Source organism: Janthinobacterium sp. Mn2066, from assembly GCF_049319705.1.
In the GTDB taxonomy this organism is placed as follows: domain Bacteria; phylum Pseudomonadota; class Gammaproteobacteria; order Burkholderiales; family Burkholderiaceae_D; genus Janthinobacterium.
On sequence record NZ_JBMOUF010000001.1, the window covers coordinates 565,825 to 590,159 of the forward strand.

19 protein-coding genes are annotated in these 24,335 nt (G+C 62.2%); 13 read left to right on the top strand and 6 right to left on the bottom strand.

The genetic code is table 11. The features are described 5' to 3' along the window. Positions 1-22 precede the first annotated feature (22 nt). Positions 23-1,405 carry a DNA recombination protein RmuC gene (gene rmuC / locus ACL9RI_RS02455; protein ID WP_422724998.1) on the top strand — a complete coding sequence of 461 codons (1,383 nt, stop codon included), beginning with the start codon at positions 23-25 and terminating at the stop codon, positions 1,403-1,405. Positions 1,406-1,413: 8 nt separating this feature from the next. Here rmuC and ACL9RI_RS02460 read toward each other — a convergent pair whose 3' ends face one another. From ACL9RI_RS02460 to ACL9RI_RS02480, 5 genes are all read right to left on the bottom strand, one after another. After that, complete coding sequence (locus tag ACL9RI_RS02460) at positions 1,414-2,367, bottom strand: MHFG family PEP-CTERM protein (protein ID WP_422724999.1); 954 nt, start codon at positions 2,365-2,367, stop codon at positions 1,414-1,416. 218 nt (positions 2,368-2,585) lie between these two features. Beyond that, complete coding sequence (glp, locus tag ACL9RI_RS02465; protein WP_422725000.1) at positions 2,586-4,433, bottom strand: gephyrin-like molybdotransferase Glp; 1,848 nt, start codon at positions 4,431-4,433, stop codon at positions 2,586-2,588. A 62-nt stretch (positions 4,434-4,495) separates the two neighbouring features. Next, positions 4,496-5,617 carry a GTP 3',8-cyclase MoaA gene (gene moaA, locus ACL9RI_RS02470; RefSeq protein ID WP_422725001.1) on the bottom strand — a complete coding sequence of 374 codons (1,122 nt, stop codon included), beginning with the start codon at positions 5,615-5,617 and terminating at the stop codon, positions 4,496-4,498. A gap of 30 nt (positions 5,618-5,647) precedes the next feature. After that, the gene (gene chrA, locus ACL9RI_RS02475) at positions 5,648-6,982 is read right to left on the bottom strand and encodes a chromate efflux transporter (RefSeq protein ID WP_422725002.1); all 1,335 of its coding nucleotides are present in this window, start codon (positions 6,980-6,982) and stop codon (positions 5,648-5,650) included. An 88-nt stretch (positions 6,983-7,070) separates the two neighbouring features. After that, entirely contained in the window at positions 7,071-10,280 is a 3,210-nt protein-coding gene (locus ACL9RI_RS02480) for an Rne/Rng family ribonuclease (protein WP_422725003.1), read from the bottom strand. A 696-nt stretch (positions 10,281-10,976) separates the two neighbouring features. Between ACL9RI_RS02480 and ACL9RI_RS02485 the strand changes: the two genes are divergently transcribed. The 4 genes from ACL9RI_RS02485 (at position 10,977) to ACL9RI_RS02500 (ending at position 14,166) form a co-directional block, all read left to right on the top strand. Next, the gene (locus tag ACL9RI_RS02485) at positions 10,977-11,972 is read left to right on the top strand and encodes an RluA family pseudouridine synthase (protein ID WP_422725004.1); all 996 of its coding nucleotides are present in this window, start codon (positions 10,977-10,979) and stop codon (positions 11,970-11,972) included. A gap of 111 nt (positions 11,973-12,083) precedes the next feature. Continuing rightward, on the top strand, positions 12,084-12,743 hold the full coding sequence (locus ACL9RI_RS02490; protein WP_422725005.1) for an HAD-IIIA family hydrolase: 660 nt from the start codon (positions 12,084-12,086) through the stop codon (positions 12,741-12,743). Next, positions 12,740-13,117 carry a Rieske (2Fe-2S) protein gene (locus ACL9RI_RS02495; protein WP_422725006.1) on the top strand — a complete coding sequence of 126 codons (378 nt, stop codon included), beginning with the start codon at positions 12,740-12,742 and terminating at the stop codon, positions 13,115-13,117. Before ACL9RI_RS02490 ends, ACL9RI_RS02495 begins: the two co-directional genes overlap by 4 nt. A 47-nt stretch (positions 13,118-13,164) precedes the next feature. After that, complete coding sequence (locus ACL9RI_RS02500; protein ID WP_422725007.1) at positions 13,165-14,166, top strand: S49 family peptidase; 1,002 nt, start codon at positions 13,165-13,167, stop codon at positions 14,164-14,166. Between the two features lie 343 nt (positions 14,167-14,509). Here the strand turns inward: ACL9RI_RS02500 and ACL9RI_RS02505 are convergent, their stop codons facing one another. Continuing rightward, entirely contained in the window at positions 14,510-14,857 is a 348-nt protein-coding gene (locus ACL9RI_RS02505; protein WP_422725008.1) for a hypothetical protein, read from the bottom strand. A gap of 250 nt (positions 14,858-15,107) precedes the next feature. On the opposite strand from ACL9RI_RS02505, the gene ACL9RI_RS02510 reads away from it, so the two are divergent. The 8 genes from ACL9RI_RS02510 (at position 15,108) to ACL9RI_RS02545 (ending at position 24,334) form a co-directional block, all read left to right on the top strand. Then, a complete protein-coding gene (locus tag ACL9RI_RS02510) occupies positions 15,108-15,818 on the top strand; it encodes a pseudouridine synthase (protein ID WP_422725009.1) in 711 nt (236 codons plus the stop codon). An 86-nt stretch (positions 15,819-15,904) separates the two neighbouring features. Next, a complete protein-coding gene (locus ACL9RI_RS02515) occupies positions 15,905-16,903 on the top strand; it encodes a fumarylacetoacetate hydrolase family protein (protein WP_422725010.1) in 999 nt (332 codons plus the stop codon). 256 nt (positions 16,904-17,159) lie between these two features. After that, the gene (gene flhB / locus ACL9RI_RS02520) at positions 17,160-18,365 is read left to right on the top strand and encodes a flagellar biosynthesis protein FlhB (RefSeq protein WP_422725011.1); all 1,206 of its coding nucleotides are present in this window, start codon (positions 17,160-17,162) and stop codon (positions 18,363-18,365) included. Further along, the gene (gene flhA, locus ACL9RI_RS02525) at positions 18,362-20,458 is read left to right on the top strand and encodes a flagellar biosynthesis protein FlhA (RefSeq protein ID WP_422725012.1); all 2,097 of its coding nucleotides are present in this window, start codon (positions 18,362-18,364) and stop codon (positions 20,456-20,458) included. The genes flhB and flhA overlap by 4 nt, the downstream gene beginning before the upstream one ends. Positions 20,459-20,660: 202 nt before the next feature. Further along, positions 20,661-21,980, top strand: coding sequence for a flagellar biosynthesis protein FlhF (gene flhF, locus ACL9RI_RS02530; protein WP_422725013.1), 1,320 nt, complete (start codon positions 20,661-20,663; stop codon positions 21,978-21,980). After that, positions 21,973-22,836 (top strand): MinD/ParA family ATP-binding protein, encoded by an 864-nt coding sequence (locus ACL9RI_RS02535; protein WP_422725014.1) that lies wholly within the window; start codon positions 21,973-21,975, stop codon positions 22,834-22,836. Before flhF ends, ACL9RI_RS02535 begins: the two co-directional genes overlap by 8 nt. A 38-nt stretch (positions 22,837-22,874) precedes the next feature. Beyond that, positions 22,875-23,606, top strand: coding sequence for an RNA polymerase sigma factor FliA (locus ACL9RI_RS02540; RefSeq protein WP_422725015.1), 732 nt, complete (start codon positions 22,875-22,877; stop codon positions 23,604-23,606). Next, the gene (locus ACL9RI_RS02545; protein WP_422725016.1) at positions 23,588-24,334 is read left to right on the top strand and encodes a flagellar motor protein; all 747 of its coding nucleotides are present in this window, start codon (positions 23,588-23,590) and stop codon (positions 24,332-24,334) included. The genes ACL9RI_RS02540 and ACL9RI_RS02545 overlap by 19 nt, the downstream gene beginning before the upstream one ends. Position 24,335 lies beyond the last annotated feature (1 nt).

A 24,335-nucleotide genomic window follows, 5' to 3' on the forward strand; every position in this document is an offset into this window, starting at 1 on the left:
CTGATCCCTTATCGCCCAGACCATGAGCCAATTCGAGTTTTATATTTTGCTGGGGGCCATGGCGATCGCCATCGTCTTGTTAGTGCTCACTTTGCTGCGCCCCCGCGCGGGTGGCGGTGGCGATGGCGCCACCACCCTGGCGCTGGTGCAGCAGCATCAGCAGCAAAGCCTGGAACGCATCGACCGGGTCGAGCGCGAAGTGCGGCTGCAGCTGCAGGCGTCGGCGCAAGCCACGCGGCAAGACCTGGCGGCGGGCCTGGCGCAATTCCAGACGGCCACCTTGCAGCAGCTCGACAGCTTGCGCACGCAAATGCAGGCACAGGGGAAAGTCGGGCGCGAAGAACAGGCGCAAAGCCTGGCGCGCTTTGCCGACAGCACCAACCAGACCCTGGCCAAGCTGACGGAGTCGAATGCGCAGCGCATGCTGGAGGTGCGCGCCACGCTGGAAAGCAAGATCCGCGACTTGCAGGCCGATAATGGTGCGCGGCTGGAAGAAATGCGCAAGACGGTCGATGAAAAACTGCACGCCACCCTGGAAACGCGCTTGAGTGCCTCGTTCCAGCAAGTGTCGGAACGGCTGGAAAAAGTCCATCAGGGACTCGGTGAAATGCAGCAGCTGGCGCTGGGCGTGGGCGACCTGAAGCGGGTGCTCACCAACGTCAAGACGCGCGGCACCTGGGGCGAGGTACAGCTGGAAATGCTGCTGGAGCAAGTACTTACCGTCGATCAGTACGCGAAAAACGTGGAAACCATCGCCGGCAGCGGCGCGCGCGTGGAATTTGCCCTCAAGTTGCCGGGGCTGTCAGATGGCGGGTCGCCCGTGTGGATGCCGATCGATGCGAAATTCCCGAAAGAACAATACGAACGCCTGGTGGAAGCGGCCGAGCGGGCCGATGCGGAAGGCGTGCTGCTGGCCGGGCGCGAACTGGAGCGCGCCGTGCGGGGCGAGGCCAAAACCATCGCCGACAAATACCTGGCGCCGCCGCACACCACCGATTTCGCCATCCTGTTCCTGCCCACCGAAGGCCTGTATGCGGAAGTCATGCGCCGCCCTGGCCTGGCCGATGAATTGCAGCGCCTGCACCGCGTCAGCATCGCGGGGCCATCGACTTTGACGGCCTTGCTGAACAGCCTGCAGATGGGTTTCCGCACCCTGGCGCTGGAAAAACGCTCGTCGGAAGTGTGGCAAGTGCTGGGCGCCGTGAAAACGGAATTTGGCAAGTTCGGCGACGTGCTGTCGCAAACCAAGCTGACTTTGGAGCGGGCGGCCAAAAATATCGAAAGCGCGGAAGTGCGCAGCCGGCAAATGGCGCGCAAATTGAAATCCGTGGAAGCCTTGCCTGGCGAGGCGGCCGCCTTGCTGCTGGGCGCGACGGATGACGCTGCCTTGGGTGATGCTGAGTAAGTGCGCCCTTACATTGCTTTACGGCGCCGCGCGCAATAGCCCAGCAACACCAGGCCGGCCAGCAGCATGGCCCAGGTTTGCGGCTCCGGGACGGCGGGCAGCACGGACGGTCCCGTAGGCAAGGTTGGCAAGGTTGGCAAGATCGTGGTCGGCGGCAGCGGATGGATTTCAATAAAGCTGCTGCTGCCCGGACCGGGACGGATGGCGCCGCCGCCTGCGCCTGCCGATGGCGGCGCGGCGAAATTGGCCGGGCCATTGCCGGGGCCGCCGACAGCATTATTCGAGATGAAAGCAAAACCGCCACCGGCGGGCACCAGCGCCGCTTCGGCAAACGAGCCGCTGTGCAAGGCATCGGCCGGTGCGCCGCCAGGCGGCGCTGCAGCGGCGGGCAAGCCCGCTTCCGGTGCTGCCGCTGCAGCAGGCGCCGCAGCAGCGGCAGGCGCGGCGCCCGGCGCTGCCGCTGGCGCGCGCGTGATGCGGCTGACATTGCGGCACACGGTCGGCACCAGGATGCACTCGCCCTGCACGCAATACACCAGGCCCCGCTCCTGCATCTGGTCGCTCCACCCCGCCCGCGTCACATTGCGGCACACCCTGCCCGGACCAAAATGCATCTCGCTGATGCGCGGATTGTAATTTTGCTTGCCGCTGATGCTGTCGCGCTTGATGAGGACGATCTCATCGTACTGGCGCGTGCGCATGCGCTGCTTCAGTTCTTCGCGTATCTGCGGCGCGATATCCGTATAGCGGTCCACGGCCGCCACCACATCGCCCATGAACGGGTCTACGCCCGGGCGGTTCCAATTGCAGTTTTCCAGCACATCGGCGCGTGCCGGCGTTCCTTTTGCAATGGCGGGCAGGGACGCCAGGAACAGGACACCGAAGATGAGCCAAGTGCCCAGCAGATAGCCGGCCATGCTTGGGAAGGTGTGCTTTGCTGCCAGGGCAGTTGAGGAAATCATATCAAAATTGAATTATTTTCAGTGAGATTGAATGTTATCACCGAAGAAACTTCAATATCAACAAATAAATAAAATTATTATAATAGTTGTTGTGTTTGTTAAAATAATCTATTGGGGATACTATTGACTTTTTGATTTCATTGTGGCTGGGAGGCGGCAGCGATGAGCGAAAAAAAAGCGCCGCAAGAGCGGCGCCTGGGAGAGCGATGAGCTGAGCTTCAGGTCAATCCCTGGAACAGCACGATATCGACCAGCTCGCCAGCAGCGACCGGGCCTTGTTCCGCCGGCAACACGATCATGCAGTTGGCCTGTGTCATCGAGCGCAAGATACCCGAGCCTTGCGCACCCGTCACGCGTACGTGTTGCCGGCCGCTGGCGTCGCGCTCGACGATGCCGCGCTGGTATTCGGTGCGGCCGCGCCGCTTGCGGATAGCCGCTTGCGCCGGCACGCGCAGCAGGGGCAGGCTGGCCGCTTCCGCATCGGCGCCCATCATGCGCAGCAGGGTGGGGCGGGCCAGGAAATAAAAAGTGGCCATCACGGCGACCGGGTTGCCCGGCAGTCCCAGTAATAAAGCGGAATGGCCATCGACGGCGATGCGCCCAAAAGCCATGGGGCGGCCCGGACGCATATTGATTTGCCAGAAGGCCACTTCACCGAGCTGCGCCAGAATCTCGCGCGTAAAATCGGCCGCGCCGCTCGATACGCCACCGGAAGTGATGATCACGTCGGCTTGCGCGCAGGCGTGGCGCAAGGCCGCTTCCAGCGCTTCGGGCTGGTCCTTGACGATGCCCAGGTCCAGCACGTCGCAGCCGAGGCGCTGCAGCATGCCCAGCAAGGTGTGGCGGTTGCTGTCATAGATGCAGCCCGCGTCCAGTGGCTCGCCCAGCGAGCGCAATTCATCGCCGGTCGAGAAAAACGCCACGCGCAGGCGGCGCCGCACGGGCACGCTGGCGATACCCAGCGAGGCGAGCAAGCCCAGCTCGGCGGGTCGCAGCAGCTTGCCTTGCAGCAGCGCCGGCTGGCCTTGCTTCAAGTCTTCGCCCTTGAAACGGCGGTTGTCGCCTGGCCGTATCACCTTGGGCGCCACAGTAATGCTGCGTTCACTTGTTTGCAACACCAGTTCCTGCGGCACCACGCTGTCGCAGCCGGCCGGCATCACGGCGCCCGTCATGATGCGTGCGCAGGTACCAGGAATGATTTCTACCGTGCCAGGCCGCCCGGCCAGGATGGTGTCGACCACGGACAAGGTAATCGGAGTGTCGCCGGCCAGGTCGCTGCCGTGCAGCGCATAGCCATCCATGGCGGAATTGTCGTGCGCGGGCACGCTGATGGGCGAAATGATGTCGGCCGCCAGGATACGCTCCAGCGCTTGCGGCAGCGGCAGCTGTTCAATGTCCGCCAGCGGCGTGACGGCGCTGTGCAGGATGGCTTGCGCCATGGGCACGCTGAGATCCTGCGCCTGCACGGCCGCCAGTTCCTCGGGCGTGTTGAGATTGCGGAAGGCGGTCTGATCCTCGAACAGCACTTGCGCCAGGGTTAATGGGCCATGCCAGGCGCTCATCTTGCGCCCGCCCTCGGCCAGGTAGCTCTCCAGCTGGGGCAGGGCGGATGTTTTGACCAGGCAAAATACGGGATGGGGGCGCAATTGCGTGGCGCCCGTTGCCGGATCGTGTTCTTGCGTCACGGCAATCGCCAGGTCGGCATCGGCTTGCTGCAATCCCGTCGCCAGCCGCGCCGCCAGGTCAGGCGGCAGCAGTGGCGAGTCGCAGGGCACTACTAATAGATACGGCGTGGTGGCCCGGCGCAAGCCGCTTTGCAGGCCGGCCAGCGGACCGCGGTAATCGCCGTGTTCATCGGGCCAGATGGGCAGGCTGAACTGGGCGTAGCTTTGCGCATGCTGGTTGACGTTCAGGGCGACTTGCCCCACTTGCGGCGCCAGGCGTTGCAGCACGTGGGCCACCAGGGGCTGGCCATGCAGGGGCAGCATGCCCTTGTCGACCTGGCCCATGCGCGTGCCCAGGCCGCCAGCCAGGATCAGGCCGGTAATTTCTTGTTTAGCTATCATGTGGAATGGTGATGTTGACGCATACGCCATGGTAACAGCGCCGGGGCGCAGCACCGCTTGCTTCAGCCGCCGATATACGACATTTCCACTTTCTTTTTGCTCTGCCGGGGCATCGCGCTATCGAGTGGCGTCTGGCTGCTGCGCAATTCCGAATAGCGGTCGCCACGGCTGCGCCACAATTGCGCCAGCGCCGTCGACATTTCCTCGTCGCTGCGGCCCCCACGCAGCAGGGCCCGCAAGTCGTGGCCATCGGTGGCGAACAAGCAGGTATAGAGCTTGCCTTCCGTCGACAAGCGGGCGCGGCTGCAATCGCCGCAGAAAGCGTGCGTGACGCTGGAAATCAGGCCGATTTCGCCGCCGCCATCCAGGTAGCGCCAGCGCGTTGCTGTTTCCCCTACGTAATTGGGATCGGCGGCGACCAGGGGCATGACGGCGTTGATGCGGCGCGCGACCTCAGCCGAGGGCACCACTTCGCGCAAGTCCCAGCCATTCGAAGCGCCCACATCCATGTATTCGATGAAGCGCAAGATAGTCGGCGTGCCCTTGAAGTGGCGCGCCATCGGCACGATTTCCTGCTCGTTCATGCCGGCCTTGACCACCATATTGACCTTGATGGGTCCCAGTCCGACCTGGTGCGCCACGGCTATGCCATGCAGCACGTCGGCCACGGCAAAATCGACATCGTTCATGCGCTTGAAAGTGGCGTCGTCCAGCGCATCGAGCGACACGGTAACGCGCTTCAGGCCCGCATCCTTCAATGCCTGCGCTTTTTTTGCCAGCAAGGAGCCGTTGGTGGTCAGGGTCAGGTCCAGCGGCTGGCCGGACGGCGTGCGCAGGGCCGCCAGCATGGCCACCAGCTTTTCGATATTCTTGCGCAAGAGTGGCTCGCCACCCGTCAGGCGGATCTTTTCCACGCCATGCGCCACGAACAGGCGGGCGATACGCAGGATTTCCTCAAACGATAGCAAATCCGTGTGCGGCAGATACACGTGGTTCTTGTCGAACACTTCTTTCGGCATGCAATATACGCAGCGGAAGTTGCAGCGGTCGGTAATGGAAATGCGCAGGTCGTGCAGGGGCCGGCCGCGGCGGTCGGCAAGCTGGCCGCTGGGGCTTTCCAGCCGTTCCGGTATCGCCAGTCGCCCGTTGCGGGCCGTGGCGAAATAAATAATCTTGTCATTCATGAAGGTGATGCCAGGTACAAAAGTGTGCGTTCAAGGCAGATACGATAGCACGAGGCCGAAGATGGCACAGGCGAGCAGCAATTTGATGGTGCCTATTTGAAACTTCATCAACGCCACCGCCGCCGCTGCGCCGATGGCGATGGCTAGCCAGTCGACATGCAGCGAGGGCGTGTCGATCACGAAGACATGGCGCCCGAAGAAGATGGCCAGGCTGGCGATCACCCCGACCACGGCGGCCGAAATGGCAGTTAACGGGGCGTTCAGGCGCAGATTGCCGCGCGTAGCCTCGACCACCGGCGCGCCGGCCAGGATGAAGATGAACGATGGCAGGAACGTGAACCAGGCCGTGACCAGGGCGCCGGCCACGCCCGCCAGCCACAGGTGTTCGCCCAGGACGGCGTGGCTCCAGCCGCCGACAAAACCGATGAAAGCGACAATCATGATGAGAGGGCCGGGCGTGGTTTCACCGAGGGCCAGGCCATCCATCATTTGTGCGCTTGTTAGCCAATGGTAATGATCGACGGCGCCTTGATATAGGTATGGCAACACGGCGTACGCGCCGCCAAAGGTGAGCAGGGCGGCCTTGCTGAAGAATAGCCCCATTTGCGCCAGCGGCTGCTCGCGTCCGCCGAGCAGGGCCAGCACCAGCCACGCCAGCAACACCAGCAGCATGCCCGCCAGGCTGGAGGACAGCAGGCGTAACCAGGTAAAACGGGCGTGGGGCGGCGTCGGCGTGGTGTCGTCGATCAGGGCCGGCGGATGGCTGCCGGCTGCGCCATGGGGCGTACTGGCGGTGTGGAATTGGCCAGGCAAGCAATAGCCACCCGCCAGACCCAGCAGGCAGGCGCCGAGCACGATCAGCGGAAATGGCAGATGAAGGGCGGCGATGGCGATAAAAGACGCCAGCGCAATGCCGATCAGGCTGGGGCTGCGCAGGGTGCGCCGGCCTAGTCGCCAGGCGGCGGCCAGTACGATGGCCACCACGGCAGGCTTGACGCCGTACAGGATGCCGGCGATGGCGGGTACATTGCCGTAAGCCATGTAAATGGATGACAGGCCGATCAGGAGCAGCAAGGATGGCAGCAGGAATAGCAGGCCAGCCATGATGCCGCCGCGCGTGCGGTGCATCAGCCAGCCGATGTAGATGGCCAGCTGGGTGGCTTCGGGGCCGGGCAGCAGCATGCAGTAATTGAGTGCATGCAGGAAGCGCTGTTCGGAAATCCAGCGCCGCTTTTCCACCAGCTCGGCATGCATCATGGCGATCTGGCCGGCCGGGCCGCCAAAGCTGACACAGCCCAGTTTGAGCCAATACCAGAAGGCGGTGCCCAGGCTGACGGGGGCGGGAGGGGTGTCGGAGTGGTGCATGGCTGGCGGAATGGCTGGCGGTAGGGATGAAAAAAGGGGAAGCCTGAGCTTCCCCTTGGTGATGAGCGGCTGGACGAATCCGGCTCGCTTATGGACGTTGCGTGTTGACCTGGATCAACGGCTCATCCGATTGCGGCGGCAATGGCTTGCGCTCGCGTGGCTTGCGTACCGGCGGCACGGCCTTGGCGGCTGCTTCGCGCGCCAGGCGCAGTTTTTCCGGATCGGTGGAGGCCAGGGTCAGGCCAGCCGAACCGAGTACGGCGTTCAAGTCCACCGGCGCCGCAGCAACGGCGGGAGCAGGGGCAACTGCGGGGGCAGGCGCAACTACGGGCGCAGGCGTAGCTGCCGGGGCAACTTCTGCCACGACAGGGGCTGCCACTGCTGGCGCTGCAACAACTGGCGCTGCAACAACTGGAGCGGCTTCAGCGACGACGACGGGCTCGGCGACTGGAGCAACTGCCGGGGCAACTTCCGCCACCGTTGCTGCTTCCACGGCGACCGGCGCTTCGACTGCCACTGCGGCAGCTTGCTCAGCCGGGGCTGGCGCAGCTTCGCTTGCCGCGGCGACGGTTTCGGTCACCGCTGCAGGTGCAGGCGCAGCAACTTCCGCTGGCGCTGCGACCACTGCTGCTGGAGCCGCTTCAGCAACTTCCGCTACTGGCTCGGCCACGACTGCTGGCGCAACTTCAATGATTTCAGCGGCTGGCGCAGCTTCGGCGGCGACAGCGGCCACTGCCACCGCAGCGGCTGGCTCAGCGATGACGGCTGGAGCGGCAGCAACAGCTGCGGCAACAGGTGTCGTGACCTCGGCAACAACTGGTGCAGCGGCCACTTCAGCAGTCACGGCGGCAGGCGCTGGCTCGGCTTCGGCGGCCGGGGCCACCGTGAAGCTGATGACAGGTGCCGGCGCTTCCTGGCCTTCGTTTTCACCGTTTGCCGATTCGATCAGCTCACCGGTTTCACGGTCGCGGCGGTTGCGGTTGCGGCCACCACGACGACGGCGGCGGCGTGGCTCTTCGCCTTCGACTTCGTTTTCCGTCTCTTCGCCTTCCGGGCCGGCGTTGGCCGGTGCTTTCAGCAGGCTGGTTGCGGCGGCGTCGGTCGCTGGGCCATGCGATGGCACGACCACGTTGATCGCGCTGGCGGTCGCGCCGACTGCTGCCAGTTCATCGGCCTTGGTTTCGGCCACGACGGCTTTGTCGGCACGTGGCTCACGCGCTTCGCGTGGCTGGCGTGGTGGACGTTCGCCGCGCTCGGGACGCTCGCCGCGTGGTTCGCGTTCTGCGCGTTCGCGTGGCGCCGGTGCTGAGGCATCGCCTTGCTCGCGGACTTCACGCGGTTCGCGCGGTGGACGCGGCGGGCGTGGCGGACGGGCGGCTTTTTCCTGGGTTTCGGTGTCTTTCGTCGCCTCATCCTGGGCAGCACGGCCCTGGCCTGGCTCGCGTTCTTCGCGGCCTGGCTTGCCGTTGCGGCCACGGCTGCGTGGACCACGGCTGTTGCGGTCGCCGCGGTCGCCACGCTCGCCATTGCCGTTGCCGGCTGGTTTGGCCGGTGTCGCAGGCGCAGGCGCAGCCACTGGCGCCGGGGCGCCCGTGAAGAAGCTGATGATTTTCGCCAGGAAACCTTTAGGTGCAGCGGCGGGAGCCGGCGCAGCTTTCGTTTCGACCGGCTTGCGCTCGACCAATGGCGCCGGCTGGTCAGGGGTAATCGTCTTGACGACGGCTTCCTGGCGCGGCTTGGTTTCTTCCTTCTGGCGCTTGCTGTACGCCATGTCGGTTTCAGCGTGTTCGGCCAGGTTGTAGCTGGCCTGGCTGTCTTCCAGGCGAGGATCGTCGTGCTTGATGCGTTCCAGTTTGTAGTGCGGCGTTTCCAGATGCTTGTTCGGGATCAGGATCACGGCGATGCGGTGGCGGTTTTCGATCTTGAGCACTTCGCCGCGTTTTTCGTTCAGCAGGAAAGCGCCGACATCGACGGGCACTTGCACGTGGATGGTGGCCGAGTTTTCCTTCATCGCCTCTTCCTGGATGATGCGCAGCACCTGCAGGGCGGACGATTCGGTATCGCGGATATGGCCGGTGCCGGAGCAGCGCGGGCACGTCACGTGCGAGCCTTCGGACAGCGAAGGGCGCAGGCGCTGGCGCGACAGTTCCATCAGGCCGAAGCGCGAAATCTTGCCCATTTGTACACGGGCACGGTCATGGTGCAGCGCGTCTTTCAGGCGCTGTTCCACTTCGCGCTGGTTTTTCGCCACTTCCATGTCGATGAAGTCGATCACGATCAGGCCGCCCAGGTCGCGCAGGCGCAGCTGGCGGGCCACTTCTTCGGCCGCTTCGCAGTTGGTGTTGAAGGCGGTGGTCTCGATGTCCGAGCCGCGCGTGGCGCGGGCCGAGTTGACGTCGACGGAAACCAGTGCTTCGGTGTGGTCGATCACGATGGCGCCGCCCGATGGCAGCGGCACGGTGCGGCTGTAGGCCGTTTCGATCTGGTGTTCGATCTGGAAACGCGAAAACAGCGGCACATCGTCGCTGTAGCGTTTTACGCGGTGCACCATGTCGGGCATCACGTTGCTCATGAATTGCTGGGCCTGGTCGTAGATCTCGTCGGTATCGATCAGGATCTCGCCGATATCCGGCTGGAAGTAGTCGCGGATCGCGCGGATCACCAGCGACGATTCCTGGTAGATCAGGAAAGCGCCGTTGCCTTCCTTGCCGGCGCCTTCGATGGCGCGCCACAGTTGCATCAGGTAATTCAAGTCCCACTGCAGTTCATCGACGTTGCGGCCGATGCCGGCGGTGCGGGCAATCACGGACATGCCCGACGGCAAGTCCAGTTTATCCATGGTTTCGCGCAATTCCTGGCGCTCTTCGCCTTCCACGCGGCGCGAAACACCGCCGCCACGGGGGTTGTTCGGCATCAGCACCAGGTAGCGGCCAGCCAGCGAGACGAACGAGGTCAGGGCGGCGCCCTTGTTGCCGCGTTCTTCTTTTTCGACCTGGACCATGATTTCCTGGCCTTCGCGCAGCGCTTCCTTGACGGAGGCATTGCGCACATCCACGCCTTCGCGGAAGTAGGTGCGGGCCACTTCCTTGAAGGGCAGGAAGCCGTGGCGGTCTTCGCCATAGCTGACAAAACACGCTTCGAGCGAAGGCTCGATACGGGTGATGATGCCCTTGTAGATGTTCGATTTGCGCTGTTCGCGCCCGGCTGTCTCGATATCGATGTCGATCAGTTTTTGTCCGTCGACAATCGCTACGCGCAGTTCTTCTTGCTGCGTGGCATTAAACAACATGCGTTTCATTTTTATAACTCCGCGGCCCGTAGGCCATCTCGAGGCTGCTTCCTGGGAAGCGGCCAAAGTACAGGGATATATGCGAGAACGGGAGTGTAGGCGGGGGAAATGCCTAGTCGTGCGGAGCAATAACGCGTACTACCGTACTACAGTACGTACGTTACGGCCGCAACAGGCGCGGTGAGGTCAATCGTCATGCCGAGTGCACAGCGCACTTGCAACTCATCTGATACAGCCCGAGTGTGTGTCGGGGGCAGAGAATGCAAGCGGACAGCAAATTCAGAGCCAAATCGTCAGCAGGCTCATTACAGGGATCGCGATGGCGAGGCCTGGCCTCAGCCTATTCATCGACAACCCCAGGTGGCCGCATACGGGTTTGGCGAAAACGGCAAGCGTTATCAACTTCATCAACCCGCGAGCCCGACTTGATAAGTCGCGCTAACGGGTACTTATCCTTACAATCCAATACACTCTCTTCAGCATCCGTACGCCTTATCCGATTACAACTACGGTGCAACCTTGATTCGCGCAGGGACGGTGCATATACATTTTTTTCCACCGAATTTGCAATTTGGCGAGGCCGGTGGAGACGCCCCTGTGTAAAATGTGCTTTTATTCTTACACCAGCAGCAGCCAGGGCCGCAGCAAAAACAATTATATATTCAAAATGAAGGACTTAGAGAGATTTCTGGGAAGACATAGTAAATGAAGAGTCAAAATGATGTTGTTCCCCCTTCAACACCCCCGGTTCAGCCGCAAGCCCAATTCGTCACGATCGCTGAAGAAGAAGCTGGCCAGCGCATCGACAACTACTTATTAAGAGTGTGCAAGGGAGTGCCTAAAAGTCACATCTACCGGATCTTGCGTTCGGGAGAAGTGCGGGTTAATAAAGGCCGTATCGATCAGTTGTACCGCCTTGCCGCCGGCGACGTGGTGCGCATTCCGCCGGTGCGCGTGGCCGAAAAAGCCGCCACCGGCGCACCTGCCGCCGAATTTGCCGTCATCTATGAAGATGCGCAGCTGCTGGTCATCGACAAGCCGGCCGGCGTGGCCGTGCACGGCGGCTCGGGCGTCTCGTTCGGGGTGATCGAGCAATTGCGCGCGTCGCGCCCGGATGCCAAGTTCCTGGAACTGGTGCACCGGCTGGACCGCGATACGTCCGGCCTGTTGTTATTGGCAAAGAAACGTTCTGCCCTGACCAACCTGCATGAGCAGATGCGCGACGGCGTCACCGACAAGCGCTACCTGGTCCTGGTGGCCGGCGACTGGAAGAATGCACGCCAGCACGTGAAATTGCCTTTGCATAAATATACGACGGCCGAAGGCGAGCGCCGGGTGGCGGTGCAAGCCGATGGATTGCCATCGCACACGGTATTTTCACTGTTGTATAAATATAACAACTTCGCCTTGCTGGAAGCCGAATTGAAGACGGGCCGCACGCACCAGATCCGCGTGCACCTGTCTTCGTCGGGCTTCCCCATCGCTGGCGACGATAAATATGGCGATTTTGCCCTCAACCGCGCCTTGTTGAAGGCGGACAGCACGCGTGGCGCCCTAAAGCGGATGTTCCTGCACGCCCATCAAATCACGTTTACGCACCCGGAAACGGGCAAGAGCATGACCTTGAAGGCGCCGCTGGCTGCCGAATGCGAGCGTTTCTTGGTAAGCTTGGGCAAACCGCTGGCCCTTACTGCCCGTTAGCGCCTTCAACTTTGCGCAACACTGCGAAACACTGCGATGGCGCGACTACTCATCAGGTAGCCATGCCATCCTTCACCACTCAAGGAGCCGGCGTTCGTAGCGTCGGGAAACATGGCAAGAAAGCAATTTGATCTGATCGTCTTCGATTGGGACGGTACTTTGATGGATAGTACCTCCACCATCGTGCAATGTATCCAGGCCGCAGCCAAAGACCTGGGCTTGCCTGTTCCCACTGATTTGCTCGCTTCCCACGTGATCGGCCTGGGGCTGCAGGAAGCCATGCAACTGGTGATGCCTGGTGTCGAGCCGAAATACCATGCGCGCATGGCGGAACGCTACCGCTATCACTATCTGTCGAGCGACCATCAGCTGAGCTTGTTCCCCGGCGTACATGAGATGCTGGAAGATCTGTCGCAGCATGCCTATTTCCTGGCGGTCGCCACCGGCAAGAGCCGCGTGGGCCTGAACCGTTCACTGAACGCGGTCAAATTGTTGTCCCTGTTTGACGCCACGCGTTGTGCCGATGAAACGTTTTCCAAGCCGCATCCTGCCATGTTGCAGGAATTGACGCGTGAACTGGGGCAGGATATCCGCCGTACCGTGATGATCGGCGATACTAGCCACGATCTGCAGATGGCCAACAATGCGGGCGCGGCAGGGATCGCCGTGGAATACGGCGCCCATCCGGTGGAGCAGTTGCAAGCATGCAAGCCCTTGTATTCCGCCGCCAGCGTGGCGGACCTGCATCAATGGCTGAGCGAGAACGCATGATGAGCGATGTTGTCGATATGTTGATCTGCGCCGCCGATGCCGTGCAGGAGGGGGGCAAGGGCGTGCGGTTTCCCGTCTCCGCCGGCGGCGAGGCGACCACCGGTTTCGTGGTGCGCTATGAAGGCAGGGCGTATGGCTATCTGAACCGTTGCGCCCACGTGCCGATCGAGCTGGACTGGGCCGAAGGCGAGTTTTTCGAATCGAGCGGCTTGTACCTGATGTGTTCCACGCACGGCGCCGTCTACGTACCCGATAGCGGCGTGTGCGCGGGCGGACCGTGCAAGGGCGGCCGTTTGCGCCCGATCCCCGTGGCCGAGCGCGACGGCCAGTTGTACTGGCAGCCCGACGATTATGTCAGGCCACGCCAGGCATGATGCCCGGTGCTGGTCTTTAGCTGGTCTTTATTTAAGCAAAGTGAATTATGAGCGATAACACGAATGACACGCCGGTCTCTGCTGCTTTTGGGGGCGCCGGTGCTGGCGCCAACGGCAACTGGGAACGCGAGGTGCTGGAAAAGCTGGTGTTTGCCACCTTGCAGGAACAGCGCGCACACCGGCGCTGGAGCGTGTTTTTCAAGGTGACGAGTTTGCTGGTGGTGCTGTTCGCCTTGTGGGTGTTTTATGACTACAACAATACGGACGATAGCGAAACCCTGGGCCGGCACACGGCCCTGATCGATATCACGGGCACCATCGATGCCGATGGCAGCGGTTCTGCCGGCGTGGTGATCCCTGCGCTGGACAAGGCGTTCTCGGATTCCGGCTCGGTCGCGGTGGTGCTGCATATTAATAGTCCGGGCGGCAGCCCCGTGCAGGCAGGCATGATCGTCGATGAAATGCAGCGCCTGCGCAAGGGCTATCCCGACAAGCCGCTGTATGTGGTGGTCGATGAAATGTGCGCCTCCGGTGGCTATTACATCGCCGCCGCGGCCGACAAGATTTTCGTCAACAAGGCCAGCGTGGTCGGTTCCATCGGCGTGCTGATGGATGGCTTCGGTTTTACGGGCGCCATGGAAAAGGTGGGCATTGAACGCCGTTTACTGACGGCCGGCGAGAACAAGGGTTTCATGGATCCGTTCAGCCCGCTGAGTGAAAAACACAAGGCCTATGCCCAGGGCATGCTTAATGAAATCCACCAGCAATTCATCGACGTGGTGCGCGCCGGGCGCGGCAAGCGCCTGAAAGAAACGCCAGAGATGTTTTCGGGCCTGTTCTGGACCGGCGCCAAGGCCGTTGAAATGGGCCTGGCCGATGACTTCGGCACGGTCGACAGCGTGGCGCGCGATGTCGTCAAGGCGGAAGACATCGTCGACTACACGCAACGCGAAGGCTTGCCTGAGCGCGTGCTGAAAAAGTTCGGCGCTTCGCTGGGCGCCGGCGCCATGAAGGCGGCCATGCAGGACGTCAAGCCGATGTTGCGATGAGGGAAATGACGCTGTCATTCTGATAGCGTCAGCCAGCATGCCCTTGCTAAAAGCGGGTAAATTGCCTTGAAAATGACAGGCTGTGGTCTATATTGACACTGTAGTTCATGTCAAGGGAGGGGCGATATAAGTCTACTATGTTGTCGGAAGGCTGGCGAAGCTAGTCAGCACTAACTTGAATGAGTTGGTCTTGGAACTACTTGCCGCATCGACGATGCGGTTTTGAGTGAATTTACATTCCTCACTAAAGTCCCGATGGGGCTTGGTAACGGCGGCGCAATGCCGCCGTTACCTTTTGTGCGGCAAGCTGGCTGCCGCGGGCCGCAGCTCAGCTCAGCTCGGGTCAAGTTGGGCAGTGCAGGCAGGTACTGTCCGGACTGCTCTCGTCCGCCGGGGTGTTGGCGACAGTGGCGTTCTCCGGCGCTTCTGCCTGGGCAAAGCCGCCCGCTTCCAGCCAGCACATGAAATCACATTGCGTCTGTGCCTGCCAGCGCGACTGGCAGGGAAGGGGCGTGCAACTCGCCTTGCAGGGTGTGCCTTCCTGCTGCGTTTGCATGGCTTGCGTCGGTGGCGTGCCGCGCCAGCGCGCCACGGCTAGCCGCACTTTGTGCATCGCGCTCTGTTCCTTGGCGAGACGCAGTCGCATCTCGTGGATGCTGCCTTCCAGGGCAATATGGTCTATGTCATGCATACGCAGCTCTTCTTGGTTCTACCGTTATTCCTAAAGGCCGTTAGGCGGATTCCTAACGAGATTCCAGTTTATCCATGCAATATTCCGAGCGCTTGATATATCTCAAAAGAACTGGCCGCCTGGCTAAAAAAGAGTGCTTGAATTTTGTCTGTTGTTTGCTTTGCCAGCTTGCTTGGCGCCAAGGTCTTGCTTCCTGGTGCAGATGTGCGCCGTCTTCACGCTGCAGGCGCCATCTGTTAAAGTCACGCCCATGAGTAAATTATCCCTAGACCGCATCCTGCAATCGCAGGGCTTTGGCACCCGCAAGTATTGCCGCTCCCTCATCGACGATGGCGATGTCGTCATCGACGGCGTGACCCAGACCAACTATCGCACCACCGTCGAGACGGAAGGCCTGGTGCTGCACGTCTTCGAGGAAGAGTGGGTGTACCACGAACACCTGTATCTCGCGCTCAACAAACCCGCGAATTTCGAATGCTCGCGCAAGCCCAGCCATCACCCTGGCGTGCTGACCTTGCTGCCGGAACAGTTCAGCTGGCGCGAAGTGCAGCCGGTCGGCCGTCTCGACCACGATACGACCGGTATGCTGCTGATGTCCGACGATGGGCCCTTTATCCATGCACAATCGTCGCCGAAGCGTCATGTGCCGAAAATTTACCAGGCCACCACGCAAGAGCCCGTGACCGATGAACTGGTGGCGCTGCTGCTGGCTGGCGTGCAATTGCACGACGAGCCGGCGCCGCTGGCCGCCGTCACTTGCATCAAGCGCGGCGAGCACCAGCTGGAAATCGTGCTGGAGCAGGGCAAATACCACCAGGTCAAGCGCATGCTGGCCGCCGCCGGCAACCATTGCAGCGCCTTGCACCGTTCCGCGATTGGCAGCCTGACCCTGGAATCGCTGGGGATTGCCGAAGGCGAGTGGTGTTATCTGACACCAGCGCAACTGGCGCAGCTGGCCTGATTTCCTTCCTGATAATAAAAGCCGGGAATTCCCGGCTTTTTGGCGTCTGATTGACGCCAATAGCCTGCATCTGACAAATTCCGCCCATGAAATTAGCCACCTTGAATGACGGCACGCGCGATGGCCAGCTGGCCGTCGTCTCGCGCGACCTGAAAACCGCCCATCTGGCCGACGGCATCGCCTCCACTCTGCAGCGGGCGCTCGACGACTGGACCTTTATCGCGCCGCAGCTGGATTTGCTGTACCAGACCATCAATAGCGGACGCGGCCATCGCGCCTTCGAGTTCGATCCTGCCAACTGCATGGCGCCGCTGCCGCGCAGCAGCTTGCGCGTGGCTGGCGTGTCGTATTTGCAGCAGGTGGAGCGGGCCTGCAAGGCGGCGGGCCGCGAAGTGCCGGCCAATTTGCGCGACACGCCGCTGATGTACCAGGGCGCCAGCGACCATTTCCTGGGCGCCCAGGATCCCATCGTGCTGGCCTACGAGCAGTGGGGCATCGATTATGAAGCAGGGATTGCCGCCATCACGGACGACGTGGCCATGGGCTCCACGGCCGACCAGGCGCATATGGGCATCAAGCTGCTGATGCTGGTCAATGACGTGACGCTGCGCAACCTGGCTCCTGATGAGCTGGCCAGCGGCCATGGTTATCTGCAAGCCAAGCCGTCGATGGCGTGCTCGCCGGTAGCGATTACGCCCGATGAGCTGGGCGACGCCTGGCGCGGCGGCAAGGTGTGCCTGCCGTTGCGCTCCAGCCTGAATGGCAAGCTGACAGGCCAGCCCGCCGCCGGCGCCGACATGAGCTTCAATTATCCGCAGTTATTGGCCCACCTGTGCCAGACCCGTTCGGCAGGCGCCGGCAGCGTGGTCAGCGCGGGCGGGGTGGCCAATAAGGAGATGAAGAAGGGCTTTTCCAGCATTGTTGAGCGACGTAACCAGGAGATCATCGCCGATGGTGTGGCCACTACGCCATTCATGCTGTTTGGCGACACGATCCGCATCGAAATGCTGGGCGACGATGGCAAGTCGCTGTTTGGCGCGATTGAGCAGAAGGTGGAGCAGGCAGAAGCGCGTAAAAGTCGGTAGGGGCTCCGAGAAAATGGCCATGGCTGCGTTGCCGCCCCTCGCCGTACTCATCGTACTGTCTTCGGGGCGGCGCCTTGCGCTGACCATTTTTCGGCCCCCTTTAAAGTGGGTGCCTGCGGCACCTTTAAGATAATTGAAAAGCAGGGCATTTACTGCCCTGTTCCGCTGATGGCATGCGCCTTGCAGGCTCGATAATGTCTCATGCCCAGTCCCTCATGCGCCTAGCCAGGCTGCAGGACTTCACCGGAGTTGATTGATGTCGGAAGACAGCGACGCAGAAAAGACCGAAGCCGCGTCACCGAAGCGCCTCGAGCAGGCGCGTGAGGAAGGCGATGTTCCGCGATCGCGTGAAGTGGCCACGTTTACGGTGCTGATGGCGTCCGGCTGCTGCCTGTGGTTTGCCGGCGATTCCATCGTGCGGCGGCTGTCGGCCGTGATGGTGTCCGGGCTGTCGATGGACCGGGAACAGATCTTGAATCCCAATGCGATGATCTTGCGCATCGCCTACGACGTGGGCGCGGTGCTGCTCACCTGCCTGCCGTATGCGGTGGTGATCATGATCGTGGCGCTGGCGTCGCCGCTGCTGGTGGGCGGCTGGCTGTTCAGCTCGAAAGCGTTTACGCCGAATTTCGGCAAGCTCAACCCGATCAAGGGCCTGGGCAATATGTTTTCCAAGAATGCGCTGGTGGAGTTGCTCAAGGCGATCGCCAAGACCATCGTGGTCGGCATCGTCGCCTGGCTGGTGATGCAGCATCACAAGGAAGCGGTGCTGGGGCTGACGGTGGAATCCTTGCGCGTCGGCACGGCCCACCTGGTCAGCCTGCTGATCAGCGCTTTCCTGATCATCGTCGGCGCGCTGGGCCTGATCGCCGCCATCGATGGTCCGTACCAGATGTGGCACTACGCCAATAAAATGAAAATGACCTTGCAGGAAGTCAAGCAGGAGTCGAAGGAATCGGACGGCAATCCGCAGATCAAGGCGAAGATCCGCCAGTTGCAGCGTGAAGCCTCGCGCCGCCGCATGATGGCCGACGTGCCCACTGCCGACGTGGTGGTGACCAACCCGACCCATTACGCGGTAGCGCTCAAGTATGGCGCCAATTCGCGTGGCGCGCCGCAGGTAGTGGCCAAGGGCGTCGATGAAGTGGCGGCCAAGATCCGCGAAGTGGCTGGCGAGAACAAAGTTGCCATCCTGGAAGCGCCGGCCCTGGCCCGTGCATTGTATAAACATACGGATATTGGCGACGAAATACCGGAAGCGCTGTACGCGGCCGTGGCCGAGGTGCTGGCGTATGTGTTCCAGCTGCGCTCGTATGGCAATGGCCACGGCCAGCGCCCCGACAAGCCGAAGCAGCTCGATGTGCCGCCCGAGCTCGATCCCTTGAACCCGGCATCGCAAGTAGCACCACAGACACCCCCTGCGCCCGGCGCGGACGACAAGAATAAAGGAAGTACACCATGAACGGCGTCACCATGCCAGCCTGGCTGAGCGGATTGAAGGGCAGTGCCAGCAAGGGCATCGCCGCGCCTGTCATCATCATCATGCTGCTGGCGATGATGGTGCTGCCGCTGCCGGCCTTTATCCTCGACATTTTCTTCAGCTTTAATATTGCCCTGTCCATCATCGTGCTGCTGACGGCGCTGTACACCGTCAAGCCGCTCGATTTCATGGCTTTCCCGACGATTTTGCTGGTGTCGACCATGCTGCGGCTGTCGCTGAACGTGGCTTCCACCCGCGTGGTGCTGACGGAGGGCCATACGGGCGCCGATGCGGCCGGCAAGGTGATCGAGGCTTTCGGTCACTTCTTGATCGGCGGTAACTACACGGTCGGTATCGTCGTGTTTATTATCTTGACCATCATCAACTTTACCGTGGTCACCAAGGGTGCAGGCCGTATCGCCGAGGTGGGCGCCCGCTTCGCGCTGGATGCCATGCCCGGTAAGCAGATGGCGATCGACGCCGACCTGAATGCCGGCCTGATCGGTGAAGACGAGGCGCGCCGCCGCCGCACGGAAGTGGCGCAGGAAGCCGAATTCTATGGCGCCATGGACGGCGCCAGTAAATATGTGCGCGGCGATGCCATCGCCGGCATCATGATTACCGTGATCAACATCGTCGGCGGCCTGATCGTCGGCCTGGTGCAGCACGACATGGGCTTTGCCGATGCATTGAAGAACTACACCCTGCTGGCCATCGGTGACGGCCTGGTGGCGCAGATTCCTTCGCTGATCATCTCCACGGCGGCTGGTATCGTCGTCTCGCGCGTAGCCAGTGAGCAAGATATTGGCGCCCAGCTGGTAGGTCAATTGTTTGCCAAGCCGCAAGTGCTGTACATCACGGCCGGCATTATCGGCGGCATGGGCTTGATACCCGGCATGCCCAACCTGGTCTTTCTGTTGCTGGCGGGCTTGCTGGGCGGTTCCGCCTACCTGATTACCAAGGCGGCGGCGAAGAAAAAATCCGATGCCGAAAAACCGGCCGAGGTGCCGCAAGCCACCGTGGCGCCCGAGCAGGAAGAAGCCAGCTGGCAAGACATCATGCCTGTCGATACGCTGGGCCTGGAAGTGGGCTACCGTTTGATCCCGCTGGTGGATAAAACGCAAGGCGGTGAATTGCTCAAGCGCATCAAGGGCATCCGCAAGAAATTCGCCCAGGAAGTGGGTTTCCTGGCGCCGCCCGTGCATATCCGCGACAACCTGGAATTGAAGCCATCGGCTTACCGCATCACGCTCAAGGGCGTGGAAGTGGGCGTCGGCGAAGCCTATAACGGCCAGTTCCTGGCGATCAACCCCGGCATGGCCAGCGGCACCTTGCCCGGCATTGCCACCAACGACCCGGCCTTCGGCTTGCCGGCTACCTGGATCGAAGCGGGTTTGCGCGACCAGGCGCAATCGATGGGCTATACGGTGGTCGATGCGGGCACGGTGGTCGCCACGCACCTGAATCACCTGATCACCTCGCATGCCTCCGAATTGCTGGGCCGCGCGGAAGTGCAGTCCCTGCTCGATCACCTGGGCAAGGAGTCGCCGCGCCTGGTGGAAGACCTGGTGCCGAAGATGCTGTCGCTGTCGACCCTGCAAAAAGTGCTGCAGAACCTGCTGATGGAAGGCGTGCATATCCGCGACATGCGCACCATCATCGAATCCCTGGCCGAGCACACCGTGCATACGCAAGACCCGAACGACTTGACGGCGCTGGTGCGGGTGGCGCTGGGCCGCGCGATCGTGCAGCAATTGTTCCCTGGCGCGGCCGAGTTGTCCGTGATGACCCTGGACAATCGCCTGGAGCGCCTGCTGATGCAAGCCATGGGCAATGGCGGCGATGGGACGGGCATCGAGCCCGGCCTGGCCGACACCATCGCGCAACAAGCTGGGCTGGCAGCCCAGCAGCAGGAAGCGATGGGACTGACGCCCGTATTGCTGGTGCCGGCGCCCCTGCGCGCCCTGCTGTCGCGCTTCCTGCGCCGCGCCCTGCCGCAACTGAAAGTGCTGTCGCATGCCGAAGTACCGGAAACCAAGACGATTCGCGTCACCAACCTGGTGGGTGCCCAATAATTGTTCAATTTCCCCTTCGGCAACTGAATAACGGGCACTTTCCCATCCTTTTCCTTCGATCATCTTCCCCTGAGATCGACAATAATCGATACTGTCCGAGTGATCCGTGTCTCATATTGAAGACTGCACTCAAGCAACAGGAGTCGATGATGGCCATACAGTCCAGTTCAGCGCGTGTAACCCAGATGATGGGAGGCCGGCCATGAATGTGAAAAAATTTACCGCCGCGACCTCGCGCGATGCCTTGCGCCGCGTGCGCGAAGCGCTGGGCCCGGATGCCGTGATCCTGTCGAACCGCCAGGGCGATGGCGTGGTGGAAATTCTCGCGCTGGCCAATGACGACGCCGCTTCGCTGGCCTCGCCGCCGGCCGCCTCGGAAATGGCCCAGCCGCGTCCCCAGTTGCATACCCAGTTTCCTGCACCGCAGCGTCCGGCTGCCAGTGCCAGCCCAAGCCATCATGCGCCGCGCCACGCACCGGCCAGCGAGACGATGGACATGGCCCGCATGCAGCAGATGATGGCCAGCGCTTTGGCGCACGTCAAGGAAAACGCCGCCGCCGAGATGAGCGGCATGATGAATGAAATCCGCGCCATGCGCGGCATGATGGAAACCCAGCTGGCAGAAATCTCCTGGGGTTCCACGCAGCAGCGCCAGCCGCAAAAGGCCGTGGTGCTGCGCGAAATGCTGGCGGCCGGTTTTTCGGCCAGCCTGGCGCGCTACCTGATCGACAAACTGCCGGCCGGCCTCGATGGCGCGCAAAGCATGCGCTGGATCAAGACGGTATTGAACCGCAACCTGAACACCATGGCCAATGAAGACGCCATGCTGGAGCAGGGCGGCGTGTTTGCCCTGGTCGGCCCGACCGGTGTCGGCAAGACCACCAGCACGGCCAAACTGGCGGCCCGCTGCGTGATGCGCCACGGCCCTGAAAAGCTGGCCCTGATCACCACCGACGCCTATCGTATCGGCGCCCATGAGCAATTGCGCATCTACGGCAAGATCCTCGGCGTGATGGTGCATTCGGTGAAAGATGAAGCCGACTTGCGCATCGCCCTGAAAGAATTGAAGAACAAGCATACGGTGCTGATCGATACGGTGGGCGTGAGCCAGCGCGACCAGATGGTGACCGAACAGGTGGCCATGCTGTCGGGCGCCGGCGCCGACGTCAAGCGCCTGCTGTGCCTGAACGCCACCGCCACCCAGGAAACCCTGAACGAAGTGGTGCGCGCCTATCAAGGCAGCGGCCTGGCCGGCTGCATCATGACCAAGCTCGATGAAGCCGCCTCGATCGGTAACGTGCTCGACGTGGTGATCCGCCAGAAACTCAACCTGTTTTATGTCTCGAATGGCCAGCGGGTGCCGGAAGACCTGCACCTGGGCGACCGTGGCTACCTGGTCGACCGCGCGTTTAAACTCAAGCGCGATGCGGCGGCCACCCAGTTTTCCGACGCCGAACTGCCGCTGCTGATGGCGCAGGCGGTGGCCCGCAACCATGAGGCGCGCGGGGGACACCTTGGCTAATTTTGATTTCGACCAGGCCGAAGGCTTGCGCCGCATGCTGGGCGGCCCGCAGCCGCGCGTGCTGACGGTGTTGTCGGCCACGCCGCAGGATGACAAGGGCGCCATGCTGATCAACCTGGGCGCGTCGCTCGCTTATACGGGCAATGAAGTGCTGCTGCTGGACGCCAGCGGCAGCAGCGAAGGCGTGGCGGCGCGGCTGGGCCTGGCGCATGGCGCCAGCCTGCTCGACGTGGCGCGCCAGCAGTGCGGCCTGAACCAGGTGATCCATGCTGTACCGCAGGGTTTTGGCGTGGCCACCCTGGGGGCGCGCAACTATCAGATGGATAGCCCCGACTTTGCCACCAATGACGAATCGCGCCGGCTGGCCAAGACCTTCGAAGTGATGGCGCGCCAGACCGGCATCGTGCTGGTCGATGGCGTGGTCGGCGAGAGCGGCGCCTGCTTTCCCGTGCCGCTGATGGCCACTTCCGACATCGTGGTGCAGGTGTCGGGCAGCGCCGCCTCGATCACGGCAGCGTACAGCCTGATCAAGCGTTTGAGCCAGGAACTGGGACGCCGTCCCTTCGGCATCCTGGTGACGGGTGCTTCCGAACCCGAGGCAAAGGTGGTATACGATAATATGGCGCAGGCGGCGAACCGCTACCTGGCCGTGAAACTGACATCGATGGGCTCGGTGCCAGCCGATGAATACCTGCATCGCGCGGCGCGCCTGGGCCGCAGCGTGATCGATGCATTTCCGCTGGCTGGCGCGTCGGTGGCGTTTCGCGCCCTGGCGGAACGGCTGGCCCGTTCGGCGGCGCCGGTGCTGGGCTCCACTTTGTATCAGACGGGGAGTGCACACCATTTCAGCGCCTGAATCGATTAGCAGCACATATATAGAACAATAAGCAGCCTATGTACACGGTCAAAGGGAAATCGAACAAAGACTATCTGCTAACGGAACATATTCCGCTGGTGAAGCGTCTGGCGCACCATATGAAGGCCAAGCTGCCTCCATCGGTCGAGGTCGACGACCTGATCCAGGCGGGCATGATCGGCTTGCTCGATGCGATCACCCGCTACGAAGAAACCCATGGCGCGCAGTTCGAGACCTATGCCGTGCTGCGCATCCGCGGCGCCATGCTCGACGAGCTGCGCACCAGCGACTGGCTGCCGCGCAGCATGCGCCAGAACATGCGCAAGATCGAAGAGGCGATGAGCATCCTGCAGCAGCGCCTGGGCCATCCGCCGACCGAGTCGGAAGTGGCCAAGCTGTTGAAAATGCCCCTGGCCGATTACCAGGAAATGCTGGGCGAGGGCGGCGGCCACCAACTGGTGTACTACGAAGACTTTCATGACCCGGACGGCAATGACAGCTTCCTCGACCGCCATTGCGTGGACGAGGACAGCGACCCCTTGCGCTCCCTGCTCGATACCGATTTCCGGCAGTCCGTGATCGACGCCATCGACGCGCTGCCGCCACGCGAGAAAATACTCATGGGCCTGTACTACGAAGAAGAGCTGAACCTGAAGGAGATCGGCGCGGTGATGGGCGTATCGGAATCGCGCGTCTCGCAGCTGCATACCCAGGCCGTCGCGCGCCTGCGCGCAACCTTACGGGAGCAGGCGTGGACTGGTCCAGCGTAATCGGGCTGCTGCTGGCCGTCGCCGGCCTCCTGGTCGGCCAGGCGCTCGAAGGCGGCAAGATGGCCTCGCTGCTGCAGCCGGCCGCGTTTGCCATCGTGGTGATCGGCACCTTCGGCGCCGTGCTGCTGCAGACGCGGCTGCGCACCTTCGTGCGTGGCCTGGAAATGCTGCGCTGGGTGTTCAAGCCGCCGGCCGACACGCGCGCCGCGCTGTCGCGCGACATCGGCCTGTGGAGCCTGACGGCGCGCCGCGACGGTCCGCTGGCGCTGGAGCGCCTGATGGAAAACACGGCCGACCGTTTTAACGCCAAGGGCTTGCGCATGATCGTCGACGGCATCGCGCCCGACAAGCTGCGCCAGCTGCTCGACGTGGAAATCACCGCCTATGAACTGGCCGAGCGCCAGGCCGTCAAGGTGTGGGAATCGGCGGCCGGCTATTCGCCCACCATCGGCATCCTGGGCGCCGTGCTGGGCCTGATCCACGTGATGGAAAACCTGACCGACCCGAGCAAGCTCGGCGGCGGCATCGCGGTGGCGTTTGTGTCCACCATTTATGGCGTGGGCCTGGCCAATCTGCTGTTCCTGCCGGTCGCTAATAAACTGAAGGCCATCGTCACGCGCCGCGTGACCCAGTATGAAGTGACGGCCGCCGTGTTCTACGACATCGCCACCGGCGACCATACGCGCATCATCGAAGAGCGCGTATCGAGCCTGCTGCACGAGCACTGAC